This is a genomic window from Sporosarcina cascadiensis, assembly GCF_009650995.1.
Taxonomy (GTDB): domain Bacteria; phylum Bacillota; class Bacilli; order Bacillales_A; family Planococcaceae; genus Sporosarcina; species Sporosarcina cascadiensis.
The window spans coordinates 13,771-32,753 of sequence record NZ_WHVV01000021.1 but is presented as its reverse complement, the minus strand read 5'-3'; the positions used below and the strand labels follow the sequence as shown (position 1 = coordinate 32,753).

Annotated in this window: 25 protein-coding genes and 1 riboswitch; of the genes, 10 read left to right on the top strand and 15 right to left on the bottom strand. The window is 44.6% G+C overall.

What is annotated here, in order from left to right; genetic code table 11:
* The first annotated feature begins 96 nt into the window (after window positions 1–96).
* The 5 genes from GDZ68_RS16325 (at window position 97) to GDZ68_RS16305 (ending at window position 3,093) form a co-directional block, all read left to right on the top strand.
* Window positions 97–834: an MBL fold metallo-hydrolase gene (locus tag GDZ68_RS16325; RefSeq protein ID WP_153723381.1), complete on the top strand. Its 738-nt coding sequence runs from the start codon at window positions 97–99 to the stop codon at window positions 832–834.
* A gap of 402 nt (window positions 835–1,236) precedes the next feature.
* Window positions 1,237–1,725: a hypothetical protein gene (locus GDZ68_RS16320; RefSeq protein ID WP_153723380.1), complete on the top strand. Its 489-nt coding sequence runs from the start codon at window positions 1,237–1,239 to the stop codon at window positions 1,723–1,725.
* Window positions 1,726–1,738: 13 nt separating this feature from the next.
* Window positions 1,739–1,966: a hypothetical protein gene (locus GDZ68_RS16315; protein WP_153723379.1), complete on the top strand. Its 228-nt coding sequence runs from the start codon at window positions 1,739–1,741 to the stop codon at window positions 1,964–1,966.
* A gap of 142 nt (window positions 1,967–2,108) precedes the next feature.
* Window positions 2,109–2,627: a GNAT family N-acetyltransferase gene (locus tag GDZ68_RS16310; RefSeq protein WP_153723378.1), complete on the top strand. Its 519-nt coding sequence runs from the start codon at window positions 2,109–2,111 to the stop codon at window positions 2,625–2,627.
* Window positions 2,628–2,811: 184 nt separating this feature from the next.
* Complete coding sequence (locus GDZ68_RS16305) at window positions 2,812–3,093, top strand: hypothetical protein (protein ID WP_194841212.1); 282 nt, start codon at window positions 2,812–2,814, stop codon at window positions 3,091–3,093.
* 163 nt (window positions 3,094–3,256) lie between these two features.
* Here the strand turns inward: GDZ68_RS16305 and GDZ68_RS16300 are convergent, their stop codons facing one another.
* From GDZ68_RS16300 to GDZ68_RS16275, 6 genes are all read right to left on the bottom strand, one after another.
* Entirely contained in the window at window positions 3,257–4,087 is an 831-nt protein-coding gene (locus tag GDZ68_RS16300; RefSeq protein ID WP_153723377.1) for an undecaprenyl-diphosphate phosphatase, read from the bottom strand.
* Window positions 4,088–4,355: 268 nt separating this feature from the next.
* A complete protein-coding gene (locus GDZ68_RS16295; RefSeq protein ID WP_153723376.1) occupies window positions 4,356–4,988 on the bottom strand; it encodes a response regulator transcription factor in 633 nt (210 codons plus the stop codon).
* Window positions 4,966–6,006: a sensor histidine kinase gene (locus GDZ68_RS16290; protein ID WP_153723375.1), complete on the bottom strand. Its 1,041-nt coding sequence runs from the start codon at window positions 6,004–6,006 to the stop codon at window positions 4,966–4,968. Before GDZ68_RS16290 ends, GDZ68_RS16295 begins: the two co-directional genes overlap by 23 nt.
* A complete protein-coding gene (gene liaF / locus GDZ68_RS16285) occupies window positions 6,003–6,704 on the bottom strand; it encodes a cell wall-active antibiotics response protein LiaF (RefSeq protein ID WP_153723374.1) in 702 nt (233 codons plus the stop codon). Before liaF ends, GDZ68_RS16290 begins: the two co-directional genes overlap by 4 nt.
* A gap of 50 nt (window positions 6,705–6,754) precedes the next feature.
* Entirely contained in the window at window positions 6,755–7,390 is a 636-nt protein-coding gene (locus tag GDZ68_RS16280) for a PspA/IM30 family protein (RefSeq protein WP_153723373.1), read from the bottom strand.
* A gap of 14 nt (window positions 7,391–7,404) precedes the next feature.
* Window positions 7,405–7,752: a lmo0954 family membrane protein gene (locus GDZ68_RS16275; protein ID WP_153723372.1), complete on the bottom strand. Its 348-nt coding sequence runs from the start codon at window positions 7,750–7,752 to the stop codon at window positions 7,405–7,407.
* Window positions 7,753–7,879: 127 nt separating this feature from the next.
* Here GDZ68_RS16275 and GDZ68_RS16270 point away from each other — a divergent pair, with 127 nt between their 5' ends.
* Window positions 7,880–8,047, top strand: coding sequence for a hypothetical protein (locus tag GDZ68_RS16270; protein ID WP_153723371.1), 168 nt, complete (start codon window positions 7,880–7,882; stop codon window positions 8,045–8,047).
* A 10-nt stretch (window positions 8,048–8,057) separates the two neighbouring features.
* Here the strand turns inward: GDZ68_RS16270 and GDZ68_RS16265 are convergent, their stop codons facing one another.
* From GDZ68_RS16265 to GDZ68_RS16245, 5 genes are all read right to left on the bottom strand, one after another.
* Entirely contained in the window at window positions 8,058–8,519 is a 462-nt protein-coding gene (locus GDZ68_RS16265) for a DinB family protein (RefSeq protein WP_153723370.1), read from the bottom strand.
* 60 nt (window positions 8,520–8,579) lie between these two features.
* On the bottom strand, window positions 8,580–8,930 hold the full coding sequence (locus GDZ68_RS16260) for a hypothetical protein (RefSeq protein WP_153723369.1): 351 nt from the start codon (window positions 8,928–8,930) through the stop codon (window positions 8,580–8,582).
* A 151-nt stretch (window positions 8,931–9,081) separates the two neighbouring features.
* Window positions 9,082–11,292: a sensor histidine kinase gene (locus GDZ68_RS16255; RefSeq protein ID WP_153723368.1), complete on the bottom strand. Its 2,211-nt coding sequence runs from the start codon at window positions 11,290–11,292 to the stop codon at window positions 9,082–9,084.
* Complete coding sequence (locus GDZ68_RS16250) at window positions 11,292–11,471, bottom strand: hypothetical protein (protein WP_153723367.1); 180 nt, start codon at window positions 11,469–11,471, stop codon at window positions 11,292–11,294. The genes GDZ68_RS16255 and GDZ68_RS16250 overlap by 1 nt, the downstream gene beginning before the upstream one ends.
* The gene (locus tag GDZ68_RS16245; RefSeq protein WP_153723366.1) at window positions 11,449–12,138 is read right to left on the bottom strand and encodes a response regulator transcription factor; all 690 of its coding nucleotides are present in this window, start codon (window positions 12,136–12,138) and stop codon (window positions 11,449–11,451) included. The genes GDZ68_RS16250 and GDZ68_RS16245 overlap by 23 nt, the downstream gene beginning before the upstream one ends.
* Before the next feature lie 288 nt (window positions 12,139–12,426).
* Between GDZ68_RS16245 and GDZ68_RS16240 the strand changes: the two genes are divergently transcribed.
* On the top strand, window positions 12,427–12,615 hold the full coding sequence (locus GDZ68_RS16240; RefSeq protein ID WP_309296354.1) for a hypothetical protein: 189 nt from the start codon (window positions 12,427–12,429) through the stop codon (window positions 12,613–12,615).
* Window positions 12,616–12,863: 248 nt separating this feature from the next.
* Complete coding sequence (locus tag GDZ68_RS16235) at window positions 12,864–13,439, top strand: hypothetical protein (RefSeq protein ID WP_153723364.1); 576 nt, start codon at window positions 12,864–12,866, stop codon at window positions 13,437–13,439.
* A 102-nt stretch (window positions 13,440–13,541) separates the two neighbouring features.
* On the opposite strand, the gene GDZ68_RS18130 is transcribed toward GDZ68_RS16235, so the two are convergent.
* The gene (locus GDZ68_RS18130; RefSeq protein WP_194841211.1) at window positions 13,542–13,718 is read right to left on the bottom strand and encodes a hypothetical protein; all 177 of its coding nucleotides are present in this window, start codon (window positions 13,716–13,718) and stop codon (window positions 13,542–13,544) included.
* A 160-nt stretch (window positions 13,719–13,878) separates the two neighbouring features.
* On the opposite strand from GDZ68_RS18130, the gene GDZ68_RS16230 reads away from it, so the two are divergent.
* The gene (locus GDZ68_RS16230; RefSeq protein WP_153723363.1) at window positions 13,879–14,109 is read left to right on the top strand and encodes a hypothetical protein; all 231 of its coding nucleotides are present in this window, start codon (window positions 13,879–13,881) and stop codon (window positions 14,107–14,109) included.
* The gene (locus tag GDZ68_RS16225) at window positions 14,106–15,596 is read left to right on the top strand and encodes a glycine betaine uptake BCCT transporter (protein WP_153723362.1); all 1,491 of its coding nucleotides are present in this window, start codon (window positions 14,106–14,108) and stop codon (window positions 15,594–15,596) included. Before GDZ68_RS16230 ends, GDZ68_RS16225 begins: the two co-directional genes overlap by 4 nt.
* Window positions 15,597–16,335: 739 nt before the next feature.
* Here GDZ68_RS16225 and GDZ68_RS16220 read toward each other — a convergent pair.
* The 3 genes from GDZ68_RS16220 to GDZ68_RS16210 form a co-directional block, all read right to left on the bottom strand.
* Window positions 16,336–17,625, bottom strand: coding sequence for an O-acetylhomoserine aminocarboxypropyltransferase/cysteine synthase family protein (locus GDZ68_RS16220; RefSeq protein ID WP_153723361.1), 1,290 nt, complete (start codon window positions 17,623–17,625; stop codon window positions 16,336–16,338).
* A gap of 109 nt (window positions 17,626–17,734) precedes the next feature.
* Window positions 17,735–17,838, bottom strand: a riboswitch (SAM riboswitch).
* 90 nt (window positions 17,839–17,928) lie between these two features.
* A complete protein-coding gene (locus GDZ68_RS16215) occupies window positions 17,929–18,711 on the bottom strand; it encodes a sulfite exporter TauE/SafE family protein (RefSeq protein ID WP_153723360.1) in 783 nt (260 codons plus the stop codon).
* 35 nt (window positions 18,712–18,746) lie between these two features.
* On the bottom strand, window positions 18,747–18,974 hold the full coding sequence (locus tag GDZ68_RS16210) for a sulfurtransferase TusA family protein (RefSeq protein WP_153723359.1): 228 nt from the start codon (window positions 18,972–18,974) through the stop codon (window positions 18,747–18,749).
* Window positions 18,975–18,983: the final 9 nt, after the last annotated feature.

Sequence of the window (18,983 nt, the reverse complement as noted above, 5' to 3'; positions counted from 1 at the left end):
ATACAAGGAAACAGCAGGCCAGCATAAACTTCTGCGACTTTTGCATGCTCATCCCTTACAATAAAGGAATAATCACAAGGAACAGGAGGAATTCTCATGAACATCATTCCCCTCGGCATCTGGGGCGGCTATCCGAAAGCGAACAGTGCGACGTCTTCTTTTCTTATCGAACATGAAGGATTTCATTGCCTGATCGACTGCGGCAGCGGCGTGCTTGCATCCCTTCAGAACTATATCGCCTTGGAGCAGCTTGACGCCGTCGTCATCAGCCATTATCACGCCGATCATATCGCGGATATCGGCAGCCTGCAGTACAGCCGTCTGATCCAGTATTATCTCGGACAGCCTTCTCCCGTACTGCCGATTTACGGTCACGCGCGGGATAAACAGCAGTTCGCAAAACTGACCCACAGCCAGCAGACCCGGGGCATCGAAATTAAAGAGCAACAGACAAAACAGATCGGACCTTTCACCGTCACTTTCTGCCCGACTGTCCATCCCGTCTACTGCCTCGCCATCAAGTTTTCTGTAGGGCATCAGTCCGCCGTCTTCACCGCAGACACTGAATGGTCGGACAAGCTCGTTTCATTCGCAGAAGGTGCAGACCTGCTGTTCAGCGAAGCCAATCTTTATGAAGAACATATCGGCGTATCGCCAGGACATCTAGCCGGCAGCCAGGCAGGAAAACTGGCGAATGAAGCCAAAGTCGGACAACTGATCCTAACCCACCTCCCGCATCACGGCAACATAGAAGATATTTTGCAAGAAGCACAAAATGTCTTCAAAGGCCCCGCAGAGATTGCAGAGGTAGGGAAAAATTACTCTTTTTCATAACGGGTTCGGAACACGGGAAGAAAACATAAAATTGTATACCAACCGGGGACGCAATTCGCATATGAATTGGTGTCCCTTTTTTTGTTGCTGTATCAACGATGCGGTTTGAAATTCGAGCGAATCTGCAGTGCCAAGAAAAAAATAATTCACAACTTCCTATAATTTTTGTCTTGTTATAAATTAAAGTACTAATTGTAATGCTATTAAATATATTAATTGAAGATCGGAAAATTGTTTTGGAAATAACTAAAAGTATTAAAGAGGACAAATAGTTTTGTGCTAGAATAGGGGTAGTAAGAAGTGGGCTTGTTCAAGAAACAGGCCATTTAATGGAACACAGCCTTGCCACAATCGGAGCCTTTTATAGTCTGAAATCAGTAATCTGCTGGGGGGCAAAAAGAATTGAAAAAGAAAGTTTGGATATCGTTTTCAATTTTGACAGTAATTATTGCTTGCATTTACTTCTTTTTAAGATTCAATCCCCCATTGGAGATAGGTACACTTGCATCGAGTGGGGATAGTAAATCAGTTGTTGTTGGAGTCGGCAATAAAGGCTTTCAAAATGTAAAGATATTAGATGTTTTAGTGAATAACAATGACATTCCTGCGGAAACAAAAATACAAGTCAGTAATGCATTACAAGGGTTTGTCATAACGGATAACTACAACAATGAAGAGGCGAAAGAGTATAGATTTATGAATGTAAATGATGTAACTATCAAAGCAGGTACATCGTCTTCTTCTAATTTCGAAAAGTTGGATGATGGAACTGCATCTGAGAAAGATGAAATTTATGGCGTTAGTGTTTTTTTTGACAAAGAAATAAATGCGGTTACGATAAAATATAGCTATCTTGGAATCCCGTTTAAAGAGACTGTTGTACTCCACTAAAGGGGGCTATTAGTTGAACCATGTTGGACATCTGAAGCATCCGACTATAGAGGGAGGGCTTAATGATTTGAAATGGATCTTTGCTATACCATTTATTTTATTAGGGGCTTTTTTATTTTCATTAACCATTGATGGTTTGGGAAATGTAGGCAATATAATTATGAAATCTATAGGGTTTGGATGTATTTTCTTTGCTGGTCTCATTGTCAGAATCAAGAAAGAAAAAAGACGACCATCTTAAACCATCGGGGGCGATTGTCTTACAACGTAGTGCTGCAATCGGGCCATTATAAGGAATAACACTTATTGAGCAAACTGGGGTTGAAGAAAGAATGTAATAATAAATTTCATTATTTTACTGTTTTACATTGGAGGCACTTAACTTGGAAATTAGAATAGCAAGTAAAGAAGATATAAAGGGCTTATCAAGAGTTTATGTTGATAGTTGGAGGAATACTTATCAGGGGCTAGTACCAGCCGATTATCTGAAAGAATTATCGTACGATGATGTAGAAAAAAATTGGATTGATTTTTTAAATAACGAGATTGAACCTTTTATTTATGTTGCAATTAATGATATAGGGAAAATTATAGGTTTTGCATCAGGTAAAAGTATTGATGAGAAGAGTTTTGATGGAGAACTATATTCGCTTTATCTCTTACAGGAATGTAGAGGATTAGGTGTTGGTAGGCAGCTTGTTTCAGCTATTGCTAAGCATTTTAAAGAAAAAGGTATTTATTCTATGATGGTTTGGGTAATGAGACAGAATAAATCTGGACTTGGTTTCTATGAACGTATGGGAGGAAAAGAATATATTCATAGAACTAGTACGTTTGGAGGAACCGTAGTAGAGGATGTTGCGTATGGATGGAAGGATATTTCGGTATTATGTATTGAGTAAGAGCAAAAAAAGATTTACTCTTGTGGCTTTAGTAAAGTGTTCTTTTCGAATTTCATACTTTCGTTATTCAAGAATAGGGCGCTTTAACTGAATAAAGAAGTGCCCTGAATTGCATTATCGGAACATTATCTAGAGTGGATTAGTAAAGTAATCAATTTTTTTAAAAATGGAGGGATTGATTAGAATGATGATTTTAGCACCATTTCTTGGGGCTATTTTGTCGGGAAGCATTGTATTGTTGATTACTTGGGGCTTAACAAAAAAAGGTTTTTCTGTACTTGTAAGAAATCTACCGGGAGTCGCTACAGTAATAGCTGCGATAATCCTATTTCACTTCGGCTTTGTAACTGTTAGAGGATTTGAAGGTGCAGCGTATTTAATTCTTGCTCTCTTTTTAGTTGGTTTTGCACTAGCTGCTTTTGTAATGACAAACGTAATGACAAAAAAAGTGGTTATCACAAAGTAATAATAACTTTTGTCTTTTCAGGAATCGCGCGCGATTGCGGGAAAGCGGATTGCGTCCGTTCTGCAATCGGGTGATATTGAAGATAGAATTTACTCACTCTCTTATTAAATTAACGATAAAAAAACGACCTAGCCGCATACTAAAGGCCAGGTCGTTTCTTTTCTTATAAAAACACAATAACCGCTAAAACAGCAGCCAGCACAATCCGGTAAATCGCAAACGGCACCAATTTAATTTTCGAAATCAACTTCAGGAAGAAGCGGATTGAAATGAGCGAGAACACGAACGCGCTCAGGAACCCGACTACATAAAACCAGATATGGTCCATCGACATATACTCCCAGTTTTTCATTACAGACACAAGACTGGCACCTGCCATGATCGGCACCGCCATGATGAACGTAAAATCCGCTGCTGTCCGGTGATTCATTCCAAACAGTACACCGCCTGAGATGGTCGCCCCGGAACGCGAAAATCCGGGCCACAGCGACAGACACTGCACGAGTCCGACAGTGAATGCCTGCCGGTATGTAATTTGATCCAACGTCTGAATCCTCGGTTGTTTCGGACCAAATTTATCCGCCGCAATCATCAACAGCGCTCCTGCAACCAGTGCATAGATGACGGTTTCGATTCCAAATAAATAATCATCGATCAAGTCTTTAAATGCAAAGCCTAAAATAACGGCCGGCAGCATCCCGACAATCACATGAAGCAAATTGAAGCGCTCGCTCATTTTCACATCGCTGTCTACTTTATACAACCCGACAAGACTGAATAATCGCTTCCAAAATACCACGACAACCGCCAAAATTGAACCCAACTGAATGACGATCTTGAATGTGATCGCCGGATATTTCCCTAAAAACTCCTCTGTTTTCAGCCACATATTATCCACGATAATGAGATGGCCCGTTGAAGAAACAGGAGCAAACTCTGTCATACCTTCTACAAAACCTAAAATTAATGCTTTAATTAAATCGAATAATTCCATAGAACTCTCTTTCCGCGAAGGCTGCCCTTCCGCTATGCTATTTTCTGCTGCACGGCAGTACAATCATGACGCCGAGATCAGTGGATAAGTTTCCGCAATAACTTATCCACATGTGCATACTAAAATATTTACTAGCCTTAATATACAGTTATACACAATGTCAGTGGATAGTTTGTGGAGAAGTTCGTAATTTCTGACTATTTAACTCTAGAAATCTTCTTTATCCACAATATGTATTATAGGTTACACATATGCACATTATTATCGATCAATCCGCCAGCTTCTTCTGAAACGCATAAATAACCGCCTGTGTGCGGTCCTGGACTTCCAATTTCGATAAGATATTGCTGACATGCGTCTTGACCGTCTTCAGCGCAATAAAAAGTTCATCCGCTATTTCCTGATTAGACTTTCCTTTGGCAAGCAGCAGCAGCACCTCAAGTTCCCGGTCAGTTAACTCTTCATGCAGTTCATGAGTTTGTCCGCCGCGCATTTTACTCATCATTTTTGACGTTACTTCCGGCTCGAGAACCGTCTGTCCCTGCATCGTCTCCCGAATCGCGTCTGCCACCCGCTTGGCATTGGACGTCTTCAAAATATAGCTGACCGCGCCTGCCTCGAGAGCCGGATATAACTTATCATCATCCAAAAAGCTCGTCACAATAATAACTTTTGCTTCCGGCCACTTGGCAATGATGGCAGCGGTCGCTTCAGCACCGTTCATTTCGGGCATCACCATGTCCATCAAAATAATATCAGGCCGCAATTCGAGCGCCTTGTCCACGGCTATCCTGCCATTCTCTGCTTCCCCGATCACTTCTATGTCCGGCTGCATCTGCAAATAAGCCGACACTCCAATGCGAACCATTTCATGATCATCAACCAACAATACCCGAATCATCAGCGGTCACTCCTCTCTCTATCGGTAATTGAACTTCTACAATCGTCCCCTGCGAAGGCACCGACACAATTTTACAGCTACCGCCGATTTCAATCGCCCGTTCCTTCACATTCTGAAGACCGTAGGAACCGCCCTTGCCGTCATCCTGCCTGAATCCTACACCGTTATCCTGCACACGTAAAATCGCCAGGCCTCCGCGCTCAATCAATAATACTTCCACTTCCGTCGCTTTCGCATGCCGCAATGTATTGGACAGCGTTTCCTGCGCAATTCGGAATAAATGGTCTTCTGCCCCTTTTGAAAGCTCAATATCCTCCAAACGATGCGTAATATCGAATGTCACTTTTTCCTTTAATTCATTCAATAACTCTTCAAGCCCCTTGGAGAGCGACTGATTATGCAAAGCCGCCGGACGCAAATGAAGCAGGAGCGCCCGCATTTCAAGCTGGGCCTGCTGCACCATTTTTTCCGTCTGCAGCAGCGGTTTCCGGATCGGTCCTTCTTCCGCCTGTTCCGCAATGGCAGACAACAGCATGGACGCCGCAAATAATTGCTGGGAAACCGAGTCATGAAGTTCTCTCGCCAGACGCTGCCTTTCTTGGACGATACGTTCCTGAATAATCTGATCCTGTGCTTCAGAACGTTCATCAGTAATACGCCGCAGGCTATTGCGCTGCGCGTGGAGTACGTCATATAACTGCTCGATTGAATGATTTATCTGTTTGTTCATCTTTTTCGACGGAACAAATTCCTGTTTCGAATAAAGATTTTCAAGCTTCTGCTTAATAAACAGCTCTTTTGTCCGGCTGCTCGACGTCATCCAGACTGCAATCATCAGGCTGATCACGAAAATGGTCATCAAAAGCCACGCAGCCAAAGGCATTTCTGCAGCCTCTGTTTCCATCAGCATGATGCCGTAGCCTTCCAGGGTCGTATCAATAAATAAATAGAAAAATCCAGCAACCAAACTGCTGAATATCAGTGTCAGAAGTATCGTACGGCTAATGATTGATCTCATTTTCTCCGCACCTCCACATCACCGATCCACGTAAACAGGGAAATAATCAATTCAGGGTCATTCGGCTGCTTCGTTTCATAGCCGTCCGTCTCCTGCATCGATTCATTCAGCAAACGGCGCGGTCCGCGGCCCAGCACATCCGCTTCGCCATACAGCGTCGCATAATGAAAACGCACCGGAATATCGTACGGCAGATCAATAATAATTTTGCCGACACTCTGCCGAATCGAAATAAAGGATGCCCCTTTAGGAAGCACCGTATCTGTCACATCTACATGAATATTTCCGAACAATCCCTGCATATGAACGTCTTCCCACTCATACGCGGAAAACGGTGTGGACTGGACGGAAAACAGACGATTTCTCCATAGACCTTCCGAACCTTGCGCACGCTCTGTCCGCAGCGTACCGAAGATTTCATTGGAAGGCGTTCCTTTCCACATCTTCACCAGCACATATACAATGGCAGCAAGAAAGAGCAGCCGCAAGCTCCAGAGACTCATCAATGCGAGAAAAATAAAAATACTGGCGATGATGACCGTCCATTTCTCACGTTGCTTATATCCATAATAGAAGAAAACTCCACCGAGAAGGAGAAAAATAATATTGCCGTTTCCAAGAAGCACGGATTCCACGAATGCCAGCGCCAGAAAACCGAGCACGAGCATCGCCACTTTATTCGAATCATTGCCGTTCATTTCATTCTCCCCCTTCTCGATGAAGGAAGCAAAGCGCTTCCTCCTCTAGTTTACACAATTTCCTCTTGTTTTGCGCTGCTTTTTTCCAATGAATCTAAACGCTGCTCCATTGAAGAAGCAGATGACGCCGAACGTTTCGAACCGCCCAGATTTTCGATGTAGGAATGCAGGTCGTCGAGCGTCGAGAATAGAGTCTCCGGAGCTGCAAATCGATCCATCTTCTCCTGTGCCCGCGTCACGTTTTCCTTACCCATCAACTGCAGCTGGCGAACCCGCATATCTTTCACGCGATGCTTCATTTCTTCAAACTTCCGCTCCAATGAAAGCAATTCATTCGTCGCTTCCTGAATGCTTGCAGACAGACGCGCCACACGTCCTTCATAAGCTTCCGTTTCCGCTTTCGCGAATGAAATCAGTTCTTCCTCGCCCGTTGCTTCTGCCAGTTCAAGCTGACGGCGGCGTTTCATTGCCATCAAATCCGCGTCCTGACGTTCCTGCTCAAGCTCCTGTTTCAGTCTTCCCTGACGTTCGAGCAGCTTGCCGATTTCCGCCGTTTGCTGCTGTGCGTCCAAAAAATATTGATTCAGCTGCTCAATCGGGTTCTCATTCCCCGTCTTCTTCTTGTCCATCAAACTATTCAAATCTTCCTGTACCGTGTATTTTAACCGATGCCAAAATGCGTTCATTGTCCATCTCTCCTTTACTTAGTCATTTCATTCCATTGGCGTTCGAAATTTGTGAATGGATCATTCGAGTCTGTGATATCCGGATTCACAGTGCGCTCATTCCATTTGCGCCACACATAGTAGATCCCGATCAATGCGATAATACCGATGAAAGCGGGAATGTTCGAAATCGAGCTGATCAAACTTACAATCAAAACAATCATCCAAACCGCCTTCGCGAATGCGGATTGACTCTTTCTCCAGTAATGAAAGCTGACAAATGCAATAGCTCCTGACACTGCGAGTGCAATCATCGGTCCTATATTTATCCCCAGCATAAACACTGCCGCAATTCCCAGCAGTACAAGTCCAAGTTTTTTCATGTGTATGTCCTCCCTTCATTTGTAACCTTAGTTTATAATGAATTTCGGATTTCTCCGACGGTCGCATAGCGGATTTCCGTCTCAGACTTAAGGCTGAGAAGTATGTAGGGCTTGGTTTGGTGCGGTTATGAACGGGTTTCGCTCGGTCTCGTTCCGGTTTGGCGCGCTTCAGGCTGACTTTCGCTCTCTATCACATGTTTTTGGCGCGGTGGAAGTTGTTTTTCGCTCGGTCATCGCCTATTTTGGTGCGGCAGCCAGAAATGTGCGCGCAAAAAAACAGCCAGATATTATCTGACTGCCTGCATTTATCTATTTACTCTGGCCAACCCGTCAATCAGTCCGGCATGAATCCCTTCGTGCCACGCAAGAAAACTTAATACCTCGTCTACTGTATACAATGTAATAAATTTGCCGATTTCAATAGGCGTATCCGGTGCCCGCCCCAATTGCTCATCTGTCAGCTCTGAAATGAATTTGCCCTGGTCTTTCATTGCCGCAAACAGCTCTTCTTCCGACGGAGGAAGCTCGAGCCAGTCTGATGGGCTCGTGCCTGCTTTGAAATAGCCCGCCCATTCACGATGCTGTACTTCATAACTCTCCAAAGCCTGACTTAATAAATAATCGGCCAGATTATATATATGTCCGGCATTCCAGCGAATCGTATTGGAAAATCCTTCCGGCTGTCTGTCCCACGCGTCTTCATCCGCTTTCTTCAGCAAGTTTAATGTGTAGCCCCTTGCCAGATATAACTGTTGAACTGTTCCCATTTCATCCCGCCCCTTATATTCTCTATCTAAAAACAGCCGCGCAGATCAGCGGGCTGGTCATTAGGATAAGTCTGTCGGCTTCTCAATTTTCTTATGTTCATTCCATTGTCCGTGTGCTTCTTGGTTAAACTTCCGGTTATACTCTTCCTGATCACCGAACGGGAATTGCTCTCCTGGTTTCAGGTCATGATAATTTTGGCTTGGTGATTTATTCTGGCTGTATGCAGAAGGCTTATGCTCGCCTGTCTCACCCTGCGCATTTTCCCTGAATACAGCCGTTGAATCCGAATCAGCGGGATCAGCCAATGGAAGTGCATCCGGATCTATAACTCTTTTATTTTTATCTGACATGTCTTTGACTTTAGGTTCCAGATCTTTTTTGTTTGGGTATTTACCGTCAATAATTGTCATCGTAACATTCCTCCTTCTAAAGATGTCATCATTTTGAAGAAACTCCACTCCTTATACATACCCCAATTCGCCGCCGCACAAACTGCTTCCTTCTTTAATTTAAAAATTCAGAGAAAGACAGGAGTTTCCTCCCGTATTCCCCTGAATCCATTTACCCAACTGCTATATCAATGGTCACTTTGAATAAATCACCGTCGACTTCCACATCCATCCTGCCGCCGTGCAATTCAACAATCGACTGCGCAATGGCAAGGCCGAGGCCTGATCCTTCCGTCTGTCTTGATTCATCGCCGCGTTTAAACCTTTCGAATAATTCATCAGTATTGCCGCCGATTTCATATTTCGCAATATTTTTCATGGTGAACCTTGCCTGATTTGCTGTTTTTTGAAGACTGACATAGACACGGGTACCAGGCAAAGAATACTTCAATGCATTGATCAGCAAATTATCCAGCACTCTCCATAATTTTTGTCCGTCAACGAGTGCATACACCGGTACTTCCGGCAATGAAATCCGCACGTCCAGGTTTGCATCAGAAAAGTCCTCCGCATGTTCGGCAAATGCCTGCTGCATCAGCTGATTCAAGTCCACATGCTGCTTCACCAGCTCCAAATTGCCGCTCGCCATTTTCGATACTTCGAATAAATCTTCAATTAGCGTTTTCAGACGCTGTGATTTCTGATCGAGCACGGCAACATACTTCGCACGCTCTTCTGCAGACAGCGTTTCATCTTTCAATAAATCCGTATACGTAATGATTGAAGTGAGCGGCGTCCGCAAATCATGGCTGACATTCGTGATCAGCTCCGTTTTCAACCGTTCACTTTTCGCCTGTTCATTCGTCGAGATGCGCACGCCATCACGCAGATTGTTCAGGTTCCGTGCATGTTTTGCCAGCGGCGACTTGCCTTTGACCGGAATCTCCTGCGTCAAATGACCCGCCGCCATGGCATCCGTCGCGGATAAGATACGATTTAAGTATGCTCCTCTCCGAACAAATAAGAATAATGCAGGCAATGCAACAAATACTACACAGAAAGCGTAAATAACAGCCAGTTCCGGAGCAAAAAACATTCCCACGAAGCCAATACCCGCCAAGAAAAAGATGATTAACAATGAAAATAGCTGCACGCCAATTGTCCGGTTGCTGAATAATTCGTTAACATTCCGCAAAAGTCCGGCTGCGTAACTGTCTTTCATCAGAGCTTCCACATCGCGTGACTGTTTCAGCGTTTCCGTCAACGAGACGAACTGAAATGCGGTAAACCCGGCAGGCAGATAGCCGAAGATTGTGAAGATCATAATGTTTGATGCATACCGTCCTAGTGAATAAGGATATAATTCGTGAGGCAGGTTAAATGCAACAGATTGCAGATAGACAAATAAAATGGCGGCAGACAATAAGAGCAGCACAATCCGCAAGTCTATTTTCAAACGACTATACTTTACCGCTTCCTTGGTTCCGATCACCCAGTCCTTTTTAAATTTCACCACTGTCAGCAGGGCGATGATTGCCAGTACGGTGAGGATCCAAAAACTATATAACAAGATTTTTTGTAAATTAAAGTCATGTACTCTCTGCTGTAGTTCTCCCCCAGCCAATGCAGCTTTTGAAATGATAAGCGTTCCGGACAATTTACGCACGGGATTTTTCACTTGCTGCAGATTTTCTTCACTCAATACTATGTGGTCATCTGAAGCATACTCCATTGTCTGAGTGTTATAGTTGGCGCCATCTGGCAGAGAATCCGCACGGAAATAGCCGTTTACTTCATTATATACTTTCTTGAACGCTGCCGGATCGGAGACATCCCCTTTCGTGAAGCGTTCGCCAGTTTCCGTATCCACGAAATCATAGGCGACCGCAAACCCTCTTGAATAGTTTTCTTTCTGCAGTTCCAAGTAGCCGGTTAGCTGCCGTTCTTTTTCCTTCCTGATTTTCCGTTCCACATATTCATCATTATTGAAGTTTTCCTGTATATCCTCCAGCTTATTGTCACGTTCTTTGACAAGAGCCAGCAGCAAGGTTTCATTTTTATTTTCCTTCGCTTCCGCTATTCTCGTACGATATTGCCTCTCGATATTATCGAGCTGTTCAGCCAGTGTACCGTATTGGAAGCGATAGTCATCGATTTCTTGCTGTGTGACGATCAGTTTCTCCTTCGCTTCTTCCGGATCAATCCGATTCAATACGTTGACGCTTACATCTTCATAAATGGATTCTAACTGCCAGTTGAAATCCTCAGTTTCAAACCAGGTCTTGCCTGTATATTTTGGTCCGGTATAAAAAATCGACAATACACCGACCAGGGCAATGACGACTAAAGCTGGCCATAATGCGAACTTCAGCTGCTTTCTCATCAAATGACATCTCCTTTTACAATTCTTCCAAAGTAATCAACAGCCAGACTCAAGCGTTCCCATCCGTTTACAACTAATTCGGCCGCAAACGACGCACAATATAGGAGACTGACGACAGCAAAGGCAATAGCGATCAGTGACCAGACGAGCCCGCTTTTATTTCTCGATTTTGTAGCCAACGCCCCACACCACCTTTACGTACCTTGGATTTTTCGGATCTGCCTCAATTTTCTCCCGTATTTTCCGAATATGCACCGCCACGATATTTTCCGCATTATACGCTTCTTCATTCCACACACGCTCGTATATTTCATTGATGGAAAACACCCGGCCCGGATGCTTCATCAGCAGTTCTGTGATCTTATACTCAATCGGAGTGAGCCGAACCGGTGTCCCATTCACCGTCAGCTCCTTCGCCTCTTCATTGAGGACGAGTCCGTCGATTTCAATCATTTTCTGTCCTTCATATGTCCCGAGCTGCACATAGCGCCGAAGCTGCGATTTCACACGCGCCATCAGCTCGAGCGGATGAAACGGCTTCGTCACATAGTCGTCCGCTCCGACTGACAGTCCGTGGATTTTATCCGAATCCTCGACTTTTGCACTCAACATGATAATCGGGATATTCTGCAATTCCCGAATTTTGAAAGTTGCCGTAATGCCATCCATATTCGGCATCATAATATCAAGAATGAGCAAATGCACTTCATTGGAAGCAAGCAGTTCGAGCGCTTCCCTGCCGTCCTCCGCCTTCAACACATCATAGCCTTCATTTTTCAAATAAATCTCAATTCCTTCACGGATTTCCTTATCGTCATCCGCAACCAGTACTGTAAATTCCGCCATTCCCTTCACCCCGTCTCACTTATGATTTTATTCTATCATCCAACTCTGAATAAAGATTCATGATAAGTATGAAGAAATTCTTAAGGTTTCATTGCGGCGTGATCATAGAAACTGCACAGTCGCTCATAAACCCCGGTTGAATGATCATAGCGCTGCTGCTCGTGATCATACGGCATTCAAAGGTGATCATTCAACCTTCGCGAGTGATCAAAACCATCCGTCAGCCGCTCATAGCCACCGCATAATCCGCAGAAAACGAGCCACACTTCTATAATGGAGGTGAATACAGTGCCGAATAAAGACAAACCGAAAAAGGATAATCGCAAAATGAGGGAAGAGTACGGCTACGGTTACGATCTCAGCCCCGATGATCTGGACGTAATCGGGCAAAATGATGAAGCAAAGAAAAATAATGCAAATTCACAAAAAGACAAAAAGCGTGTGCAGACAGGCGACGACTACACTGTCAATCCATAATTTCTAAAGCCCGCGGATGCGGGTCTTTTACATAGCAGGAGATGGTGTTTTAGATGTGGAATTAATGAAGGAAACAAATAGGGAAGGTGACTTTCATTGGAAGCATGGCAACCTATACGATGATGAAATGTGAAACATATAGCCAACTTCTCATGAAACTCTCATTTTTCTCACAGCGTCCTGTAAATCAGCTCCTTTAATATGTAGTTATGCAACAACCACTACTTATCCCAAAGGAGAGATTCATTATGAAAAAACAAATCATTTCTACACTAGGTGCGCTAATGCTGACAACAGGTGCGCTTCACGGAATTAACGCAGAGGCAAGCCCGAACAATACATCTAGCCACAAGGCTGCTGTTTCCCATTACCAGGGCGGCTACAACAATCAAGCAGCGAAGATGGATGTTACGAAACTTCCTGAATATGCAACGATCGCTTCAAAAGTAAACGCATCTGCATTCAACTTTAGAGTAGTAGAAGATCAAAAAGTTATCCGTAAAATGCTGCTGAACGACGCACAGGGGCGCACGCAGTATAAAACGATATTCAATAAAACAACTAAGCAATTAAAAATCATCAACACACGCGGTGGCATGGTGTTCAACCAAGTTATTAAAGAAAAGCCGGCTGCTCAGGCAAAACCGGTCAAACCAGCTGCGAAACCAAGCCAACCGTCAACAGACTTGAGCAGCTACACTGCACGCGTTGTCTCCGATAACTACAATACACGCGTGACTGTCTACACAGATGCACAAAACCGTGCACAGTATAAAACGATTCTTGTGAAACGCACAGGCGCAGTGAAAACGATTCGTTTATAAGAGAACGCAAAAGAGCAGCCTGGACAATTTGTCCGGCTGCTCTTTTTCTATACTTTTTCCTGTCATACTGCCGCTTCCTCTAACAAGAATATCTCCGCTCCGTCACAGCTCCTGATAATCCCGCTGATATTTCCCTCCGTCTTTTACTTCCGCATGATACAGAGCTTTCAGAGCAAAACTCTTCTCCAATTCATGCTCTTTCATGATCGACTTTAACTGTCGGTTGAGCTCCGGGCTTTCTTTGACGAGCTGCAGCATTTTAGGCTGTGAGTATTGCATGAAAATCCTCTCCTTCTCAAGTTAGTTTCTCTAGTATAGCACGCTGACGCTCAGAATAATTACGTGAACAATGAAAATAGACCGTTCCTTTAGAAACGACCAGTCCAACTCATGTGCACTGCATAAGTTTTTGCTATATTTTCTTAAAGGAGTCTTTCAAATGAATGTCAAAGCACTGACCATCAGCGATATTATTGCAGCCCTCTATACAGCCTGCCTCTGTCTGTTCCACTTCATAAATTCCTTTTGCTATCTAGCCATTATGATGTTTGCACCCTGTCATTTTTGGGTAAAATTACGTGTATATGCGCAATTATTCACTCTAACTGTGCCAGGCTATTTTTTCGCCCGGCATCTTTTAATAATACGTTCAGATCAGGAGGCTTTATGAAAAAGATATCCATTACATTTTATATTACGCTCGTCGCTGTGGCCTTAGCTGTAGGATATGGCGTAATAGCGCCAAAACAATTTGAAGGGGTCACTACGTCAGCCAAGAACTTTATTGCTGATTCATTTGGGTGGTATTATCTTCTGATTGTCTCCATGCTGTTTTTCATTTCGATCTTTTTGATTTTCAGCCCTATTGGGAGAATTCGTTTAGGTAAAGACCATGATCGTCCTCAGTTCTCTATGGTTTCTTGGCTGGCTATGCTCTTTTCGGCGGGCATGGGCATCGGGCTGGTATTTTACGGAGCAGCAGAGCCTTTGTCGCACTATGCAGTGGACCCCGCCACTGCTGCCCCTGAAACAAAAGCCGCTTATAAAGAAGCAATGCGGGAAACATTTTTCCACTGGGGCTTCCATGCCTGGGCAGTCTACGGTATGACAGCTCTTACACTTGCCTATTTTCAGTTTAGAAAAGGTCAAACAGGTTTGATATCCGTTACACTGCGCCCGACTTTTGGGGACCGGGTAGACGGGCGCCTTGGTATAGTCATTGACGGTTTCGCCATATTTGCCACAGTATTCGGTGTCGCCACTTCGCTCGGCTTTGGTGCCGTGCAAATTAATGCGGGGCTTCATTATTTATTCGGCATTCCTGTCGGTTTCGTATCGCAGCTGGTCATCATCGCAATCGTAACGGTGCTGTTCTTGATTTCAGCATGGAGCGGTCTTGGCAAAGGCATCAAGATTTTGTCCAATACCAATATGGTCCTGGCTCTTGCACTGCTGCTCTTCATCATTGCGCTTGGTCCGACGCTGCTAATTTTCAATATGTTTACCGATTCAATTGGCGGTTATTTGGAAAACCTGATCCGGATGAGCTTCCGGACGGCGCCGCTTACTCCCGAGAACCGAGTATGGCTGAATGATTGGACACTCTTCTATTGGGCCTGGTGGATGGCTTGGTCGCCTTTCGTGGGTATGTTTATTGCACGTGTCTCAAAAGGACGGACAATACGTGAATTCATGATCGGTGTGCTTGTCGTGCCTACTGTGCTGAGTGCTGTTTGGTTTGCGGCTTTTGGTACTACAGCTATCGAAACACAAAGAGCGGGAATCATTGATCTGGCATCCACTGCTACAGAACTGACGATTTTTGAAATGTTCAGCGGGCTGCCTTGGTCGTCATTCATTTCCGGTATTGCCATTCTGCTGATCATTTCATTTTTCATCACATCTGCAGATTCTGCAACATTTGTACTCGGCATGCAGTCTTCTTACGGATCACTGACACCCCCAAACAACTTAAAAATCATTTGGGGTGTTATTCAATCATCTATTGCGGTTATTTTACTATTTGTAGGCGGTCTGGATGCTTTACAGAACGTCATCATTATTGCCGCACTGCCTTTTTCCATCATCTTGATTATGATGGTCGTCTCCTTATTCAAATCACTGAAAGAGGAACGAAAGAAGATAAAGCGGCCGTAAAAAAGAGGAAACCATTTCGCAGTTGAAATGGTTTCCTTTTTTTGAGTCTGCCTAAAATCGATCCTTGCCAACTTGTCATGTATGTGTTGCGAAAATTATGCTACAGTTTAAACCCGCTTCGGCGCTGGGGGATTACCTTACGCGATAAGCCTACTGGCGAAGGGCATGCCAGCAGTCTCATCGCAACGGCCGACCCCGCAGTTGCGCCTTCGCTGGTGTGGGAAATGTATGTCATGTTGCTTTTTGGCAGGATGCGAGCTTAGTTGGTGTATTTTTTTCCGACCTTGCAAACGCATTGATCAAAAGAATCTAATATGTTCATACTCCAAATCACATAAAAATTATTGAAACACCAGCCAGTGTACCGGAGTGAAAGCCGTCACGAAGAACGGCTTTTGCGAGTAAAAGCGCAGCGTTAGGAGCACTGGTTTTAGGCGACTCTGGGAGGATCAGCCCGACAAGTGAGACGACTTGCGGGAGCGAAGCAAAAATAGCGTGTAGAAGAAACTCTGTATTGCCTTAATTTTTGCAAAGAGCGCAAAAATACGGCAAAGCGAACCCTTCGCAGTTCGCTTGGCTCACCGCGGGCCCGCAAGACACGCGTCCGCCTGGAACGCAGGGAAACGTTCTTATACCCACTTACCATCCTATACTTTGCAATTACAGCAAGTCTCAAACTGCTCATGAAATAGACTGTCAAGCACATATTTTGGTGAAGAACCTCTTCTTATTTTACTTATTAAACGGTTTGCTTAACCGCTTTTTCGATTGCCTGCTTCAAGTCTGTAATGATATCATCAGCATTTTCCAGTCCTACAGACAGACGAATCAACTCTTCACTGACGCCCGAGTTCTTCAAATCTTCCGTGGAAAGTTGCTGGTGTGTAGTGGATGCCGGGTGAATGATCAGAGATTTCGCATCGCCGACGTTTGCAACATGCGACCAGATATTCACATTATCAATCACTTCACGCCCTGCATCACGGCCGCCTTTGATGCCGAATACGATAATCGAGCCGTATCCATTTTTCAAATACTTCTGCGCCAAATCATGCGTTGGGTGATCTTCCAGCCCTGTATATGTCACCCACTCTACCCCCGGATGCTCTTTCAGGAAATCCGCTACTTTCTGTGCATTTTCATTATGACGGGGAACGCGCAAATGAAGCGTCTCAAGTCCCTGCAATAAGTTGAATGCACTGTCAGGTGCCAGACATGGCCCGAAATCTCGCAGCAATTGAACGCGCAGCTTTGTTGCAAATGCGGCGCCTGCCGTGTCAATTCCGTAACGTAATCCGTGATAAGAGTTGTCAGGCTCTGTAAATCCAGGGAATCTGCCCTGCGTCCAATCAAACTTCCCAGCGTCAACCGCGACTCCGCCGATTGTTGTTCCGTGTCCGCCAATCCACTTCGTTGCAGAGTGGATCACGACATCTGCTCCATATTCAATCGGATTCAAGCCATATGGAGACGGAAATGTATTATCGACCAGCAACGGAAGACCGTTATCGTGTGCCACTTTCGCCACTGCTTCGATGTCCAAAACCTGCAGGCTCGGATTTCCGATTGTTTCTGCAAACAACGCTTTTGTTTTATCCGTAATAGCCGCTTCAAAGTTCTTCGGATCGGATGCATCCACAAATTTCACCGTAATACCGTAACGCGGCAATGTCACAGCAAACAGATTGTACGTTCCGCCGTACAGATTGCTGGCCGCCACAATTTCATCGCCGGCGCTTGCGATATTCATAATAGAGAATGCAATAGCCGCCATTCCGGAAGACAACGCGACTGCTGCCGATCCCCCTTCTAGCTCTGCGATACGCTCTTCAAATACGGCAACTGTCGGATTTGTGATGCGTGTATAAATATTGCCCGCTTCCTGCAGGGCAAATAAATTCTGTGCATGTTCCGTGTCTCTGAATACATAAGAAGTCGTACGATGAATCGGCAAAGCACGTGAACCTGTTACGGGATCGGGCTGCTGTCCTCCGTGCAATAATACTGTTTCCGGCTTAAAATTCGTCATTACTATTTCCCCTTCCAAAATGGAATTTATTATATTGAAAGATGCACGTCCGAATATACAAAAAACCTCTTCCTATAAATAAGAAGAGGGCTCTGCTTTCGCTCATTCCCTCTTATCTTCCAGACTGATCGTCTGCAGGAAGTAGCACCTTTGCTTACAAAGCCGGTTGCCGGGCATCACAGGGCCTAATCCCTCCGCCACTCTTGATAAGAGTCCGTCTATTCGTTTTCCATCTTGAAAAATAGTATAAAGCTAATCTCAGCCTATTGCAAGGGTTATTAATAGAATCTTTCGAAATGACTTTTATTTATAAAAGATATCCAGCCAGATTTTGACGGCTGATCCCATTATTAATACGGCAAGTACTCCTTGCAGTACTTTCACATTGATTTTTCGGCTTGCTTTTACACCTAAAGGAGCTGCCAGGATACTCGCCGCAATCATTACAAGTGCAGGCATATACGGCACTTGCCCTGTAAACAGCTTACCTGAAGCAGATCCGATTGACGACAGAAGTGTAATTGCGAGCGAAGTTGCTATCGTCACACGCGTAGGGATTTTTAATATAACCAGCATGATCGGCACCAGAATGAATGCGCCTCCAGCCCCTACAATCCCCGCAGCTAACCCGACGAGTAATGCTGCGATGGAGGCAACCCATTTATTGAAAGTAATCTCTTCAATCAACTGATCTTCCAATCCTTTTTTCGGAATGAACATCATAATTGCCGCCATGACAGCCAGTACGCCGTAGACAATATTGACTGCGTTTTCAGATAGAAAGCTTGAACCGGCACCGCCGATAACACTTCCGATCAATACACTAATCCCCATGTAAAAAACAAGCGGCTTCAATATCAGATTGCTTTTTCGGTATGCCAATACGCCAGAAAGTGATGAAAAGAATACCTCCACTGCTGTAATCCCTGATACGTCATGCGGCGAAAAGGCAGTGAAACCAAGCATAGCAGGAATAAATAACAGCATGGGGTACTTGACGATCGCGCCGCCAATACCCATCATGCCGGAAAGAAATGAGCCGACAAACCCAATGAGGAAGATGGTAATGATGAATGGTACGCTCATGATGTCCTCCCTTCTTCCTTGTCTCTGTGCTTAGTTTACCCTTTTTGAATCCAGAATTTAAAGACATTCGCCTCTTGCTGCTTTTCTTTCAGATCATGGCCGCCGGAAGCCGCCCAGGCCGTCAAGTCGGCAACGGAGCCTTTGTCCGTCGTATGAATTTCCAGGATGTCCCCTGTCTGCAGTTCTTTCATTACTTTTCTTGCCCGAACGATCGGCATCGGACAAGCCAATCCTTTTGCATCTAAGAATGTGGTTGTACTCATATTTATCTT

Coding starts and splice junctions, on each gene's coding strand:
- GDZ68_RS16325 (WP_153723381.1), top strand. CDS start 97: ATGAACATCATTCCCCTCGGCATCTGGGGCGGCTATCCGAAAGCGAAC.
- GDZ68_RS16305 (WP_194841212.1), top strand. CDS start 2,812: ATGATGATTTTAGCACCATTTCTTGGGGCTATTTTGTCGGGAAGCATT.
- GDZ68_RS16300 (WP_153723377.1), bottom strand. CDS start 4,087: ATGGAATTATTCGATTTAATTAAAGCATTAATTTTAGGTTTTGTAGAA.
- GDZ68_RS16295 (WP_153723376.1), bottom strand. CDS start 4,988: ATGATTCGGGTATTGTTGGTTGATGATCATGAAATGGTTCGCATTGGA.
- GDZ68_RS16290 (WP_153723375.1), bottom strand. CDS start 6,006: ATGAGATCAATCATTAGCCGTACGATACTTCTGACACTGATATTCAGC.
- liaF (WP_153723374.1), bottom strand. CDS start 6,704: ATGAACGGCAATGATTCGAATAAAGTGGCGATGCTCGTGCTCGGTTTT.
- GDZ68_RS16280 (WP_153723373.1), bottom strand. CDS start 7,390: ATGAACGCATTTTGGCATCGGTTAAAATACACGGTACAGGAAGATTTG.
- GDZ68_RS16275 (WP_153723372.1), bottom strand. CDS start 7,752: ATGAAAAAACTTGGACTTGTACTGCTGGGAATTGCGGCAGTGTTTATG.
- GDZ68_RS16270 (WP_153723371.1), top strand. CDS start 7,880: ATGAACGGGTTTCGCTCGGTCTCGTTCCGGTTTGGCGCGCTTCAGGCT.
- GDZ68_RS16265 (WP_153723370.1), bottom strand. CDS start 8,519: ATGGGAACAGTTCAACAGTTATATCTGGCAAGGGGCTACACATTAAAC.
- GDZ68_RS16260 (WP_153723369.1), bottom strand. CDS start 8,930: ATGACAATTATTGACGGTAAATACCCAAACAAAAAAGATCTGGAACCT.
- GDZ68_RS16255 (WP_153723368.1), bottom strand. CDS start 11,292: ATGAGAAAGCAGCTGAAGTTCGCATTATGGCCAGCTTTAGTCGTCATT.
- GDZ68_RS16245 (WP_153723366.1), bottom strand. CDS start 12,138: ATGGCGGAATTTACAGTACTGGTTGCGGATGACGATAAGGAAATCCGT.
- GDZ68_RS16235 (WP_153723364.1), top strand. CDS start 12,864: ATGAAAAAACAAATCATTTCTACACTAGGTGCGCTAATGCTGACAACA.
- GDZ68_RS18130 (WP_194841211.1), bottom strand. CDS start 13,718: ATGCAATACTCACAGCCTAAAATGCTGCAGCTCGTCAAAGAAAGCCCG.
- GDZ68_RS16230 (WP_153723363.1), top strand. CDS start 13,879: ATGAATGTCAAAGCACTGACCATCAGCGATATTATTGCAGCCCTCTAT.
- GDZ68_RS16225 (WP_153723362.1), top strand. CDS start 14,106: ATGAAAAAGATATCCATTACATTTTATATTACGCTCGTCGCTGTGGCC.
- GDZ68_RS16220 (WP_153723361.1), bottom strand. CDS start 17,625: ATGACGAATTTTAAGCCGGAAACAGTATTATTGCACGGAGGACAGCAG.
- GDZ68_RS16215 (WP_153723360.1), bottom strand. CDS start 18,711: ATGAGCGTACCATTCATCATTACCATCTTCCTCATTGGGTTTGTCGGC.
- GDZ68_RS16210 (WP_153723359.1), bottom strand. CDS start 18,974: ATGAGTACAACCACATTCTTAGATGCAAAAGGATTGGCTTGTCCGATG.